Annotated in this window: 2 protein-coding genes; both read left to right on the plus strand. The window is 46.5% G+C overall.

The features are described 5' to 3' along the window. The first annotated feature begins 807 nt into the window (after positions 1-807). A complete protein-coding gene (locus ACN4EG_RS27530) occupies positions 808-1,623 on the plus strand; it encodes a hypothetical protein (protein WP_431633482.1) in 816 nt (271 codons plus the stop codon). 365 nt (positions 1,624-1,988) lie between these two features. Then, positions 1,989-2,147 (plus strand): hypothetical protein, encoded by a 159-nt coding sequence (locus ACN4EG_RS27535; protein WP_431633483.1) that lies wholly within the window; start codon positions 1,989-1,991, stop codon positions 2,145-2,147. The last annotated feature ends 488 nt before the right edge of the window (positions 2,148-2,635 follow it).

The raw sequence follows: 2,635 nt of genomic DNA on the forward strand, positions 1-2,635 counted from the left end.
GAGGGGGCTGGCTGTAGGGGGCTGGCTTGGGTGGGCAGGACGTCTGTATAGGCTAGGAGGGTTAGCGCTGCCAAAAGGGCACGGCCTCGCGGGGATCTCCGATCGGACTTAACCCCTTTAACAATTTCTAGAAATAGCAATTTCGATCTATCCACCATGATTGCCTGCCTCACACCATCTCTACATGAATGACTTCGGTCTGCACCTGAATCAGCGCGGGGTTCCTCTGCGCTCGACACATTTTTTACTCAATTTTGCCTGTTATCTTCTCGATCGCACTATCTTTTAGCAACTTGCTTAGACTTTAACAACTTAAATTTGACAACTTGATTAGCAGTTTTTGTCAGCCATCTTGTGCGTCCCTTGGCTTCAAGGTGCGGCTTAAAGATGTTTTTCGATCGTTTCTTTAACCTCGGTTAACCTCCCTTAACCTCTGTTGACCTCTGCACGGATCACTGACTCGAATGATCGATACGGTTTTTATTTTAGATAGTCAGAGAATTTTCGGAGTGACGCATTACTTATCCGTACTGATCTAAGCTGATCCGTAAAAAAACGGAAGTTACTGTTAGATCCCTACTACGTTTTACCCTAAAAGCCCGGATAAATCCCCTTGACGTTGATCACAAGATCTAGATACCTACAGACTTGTTAAAACTTGACGATGTTGGTATACAACGTTCAGTGAACCTATCCACCGTCAAGAAGACTGGAACAGTTGGCTTTCAATTTCACTGATTTTTTCCACTGACTATGTACCACGGAAACTCAGATTCATCCGCCTCTTCCCTACTAAACTCCTATCCCATGGACAATCAGGGGCATCCCCGCAACGGTTCGCGACCCTATGGGAGGCAATCCAACAGGCAATCCAACAGTGGGCAACCCAAGGATTGGCAACTTTATTTAAATGGGTTCAAACAGTTAAACGGGTTTAAACAGTGCAAATGCATTGTCCTAGTTAGTCTTTTGCTGATGACGATCGGCTGCTCAGAGAATAAGCCCCTCAAGCCAGAACTATCGTTGCAAGTTTCAGGGGGCGGGGATGGTACCTATACTGTTCAAGGCCAAACCAATTTGCCAAACCCTAAGGTTGGGGGGCAGGAAAAACCGTTGAGGGTAACGGTTCAAGCGATTCGTCGGCTTCGGCCTCGTAGCGATGCCCGTCGCCTCATCAATACCCAACCTATTTATGCAGTGGTTGCTAAGCAGCAGGTGGAGGTGAGCAAGGGCACCTGGGAAACCAAGCTCAATCTGAACCAACCCAGTGGGAAGGGGTTGCCGCAGGAAGTGTGGCAGTTAAATCAAACCCAACTCCCCTTAGAGTTTGAACCCGAACAAACGGTGTTATTTTTGGCGACGACAGCTCCCCTCGATCGCAGTTTGAAATTAGATACAAAGTTGGGCTCCGGCGACAATGGGAATTCTTTGCTACAGGTGGGCTCGGATGGTAATGTCTATCTGCAAGCGGAAAAAACGATGACGATCGCGCCTCCGCCCTTGCAAAAAGAGACGATCGCGACCCAGCCTAAAGTGGTGAAAGTGGTCGCGCAATCCCTCCGGGAAGCCGCCAAGGACAAACAGGACTCCTCGCCTCTACCTTCTAGGGCGTTTTTGAAATAGCTTGTCTGGATGTGCGATCGTAGTCCGTTGGCTTTCGGTCATCGCATCCGTTGTTATCCTTTCAAATTTCTGTTATCCTTTCAAATTTCAGGCCAATCTGGATGATTTTTCTCCAAGATTGATAGTTGCAACCAAGATTGTTAGGACAATCATCTTTTTGCTTGCAAATCGCCTGCCCCCCTAAATCTCCCGATCTTCTGTGGAGAGGCTACGCCCAGAAAAAGGCGAGATTTACAAGAATTTTGCAAGAATTTGGCTAAATTCCTTTTTTCTATTGCCAGCGTTGCGTAGCGCGGATGCGAAGGGAAATCGAATCTGTCGCATCCATGAATGAATCCCCGATTGCCGTCCCAAGCTAATGGGCTATGGCTATCCAAGTCTTGCGCGAGTCTTGCGCGAGATTTTTTGCTGCTCTCCCAGGCCGATCGTTACAGCAACGATACGCTCCTAGGCTCAACAGCTATGACTTTCCCCATGGAAACAACGGCAACTTGCCCGTTTGCCTACTGAAGTTTGCCTACTGAAGTCTTTCTAACGAGGCCGATCGAACTCGATCGAAGCCAAATAATCCGATAGCAATTGTCAGATCAGAAGATCAGAATTCGGACCGCTCCAAATTTGAATAGCTCAGTGAACTTGTAGACTTACTATTCTTGTTGCAGTCGCTATGAATTTAATATTTCTCAATCAAGCCAGATAGTAATATCGCAATCAAATTGTTAATACGATCGCCAGACATCTAATTGAATTCTATTACGATTATGGATGATATCATTCGTGATTTTGGGATGAATTAAATGAAATCATTGACATGAAAATTACAAGGATATTTCTGGCTAGAATAAAACCGAAAAATGATGAGTGATCTAGTGCTAAATCATTGGTGATCTCAAGCCAGGGTAAGCGCATCTCAAACGCTATTGACAACTAGGGGTGGAGTCTTTACCCGAGTCGGGCAACGCAGCGGCTAAGACTTGGAGCATAAACGTGTCATCCATTGCGGCTCGCTTCG

Source organism: Alkalinema pantanalense CENA528 (genome assembly GCF_050753345.1).
Taxonomy (GTDB): domain Bacteria; phylum Cyanobacteriota; class Cyanobacteriia; order Leptolyngbyales; family Leptolyngbyaceae; genus Alkalinema; species Alkalinema pantanalense.

What these genes read in the sequence shown, in the direction of transcription:
- ACN4EG_RS27535 (WP_431633483.1), top strand. Translation starts at nt 1,989, where the DNA reads ATGGCTATCCAAGTCTTGCGCGAGTCTTGCGCGAGATTTTTTGCTGCT.
- ACN4EG_RS27530 (WP_431633482.1), top strand. Translation starts at nt 808, where the DNA reads ATGGACAATCAGGGGCATCCCCGCAACGGTTCGCGACCCTATGGGAGG.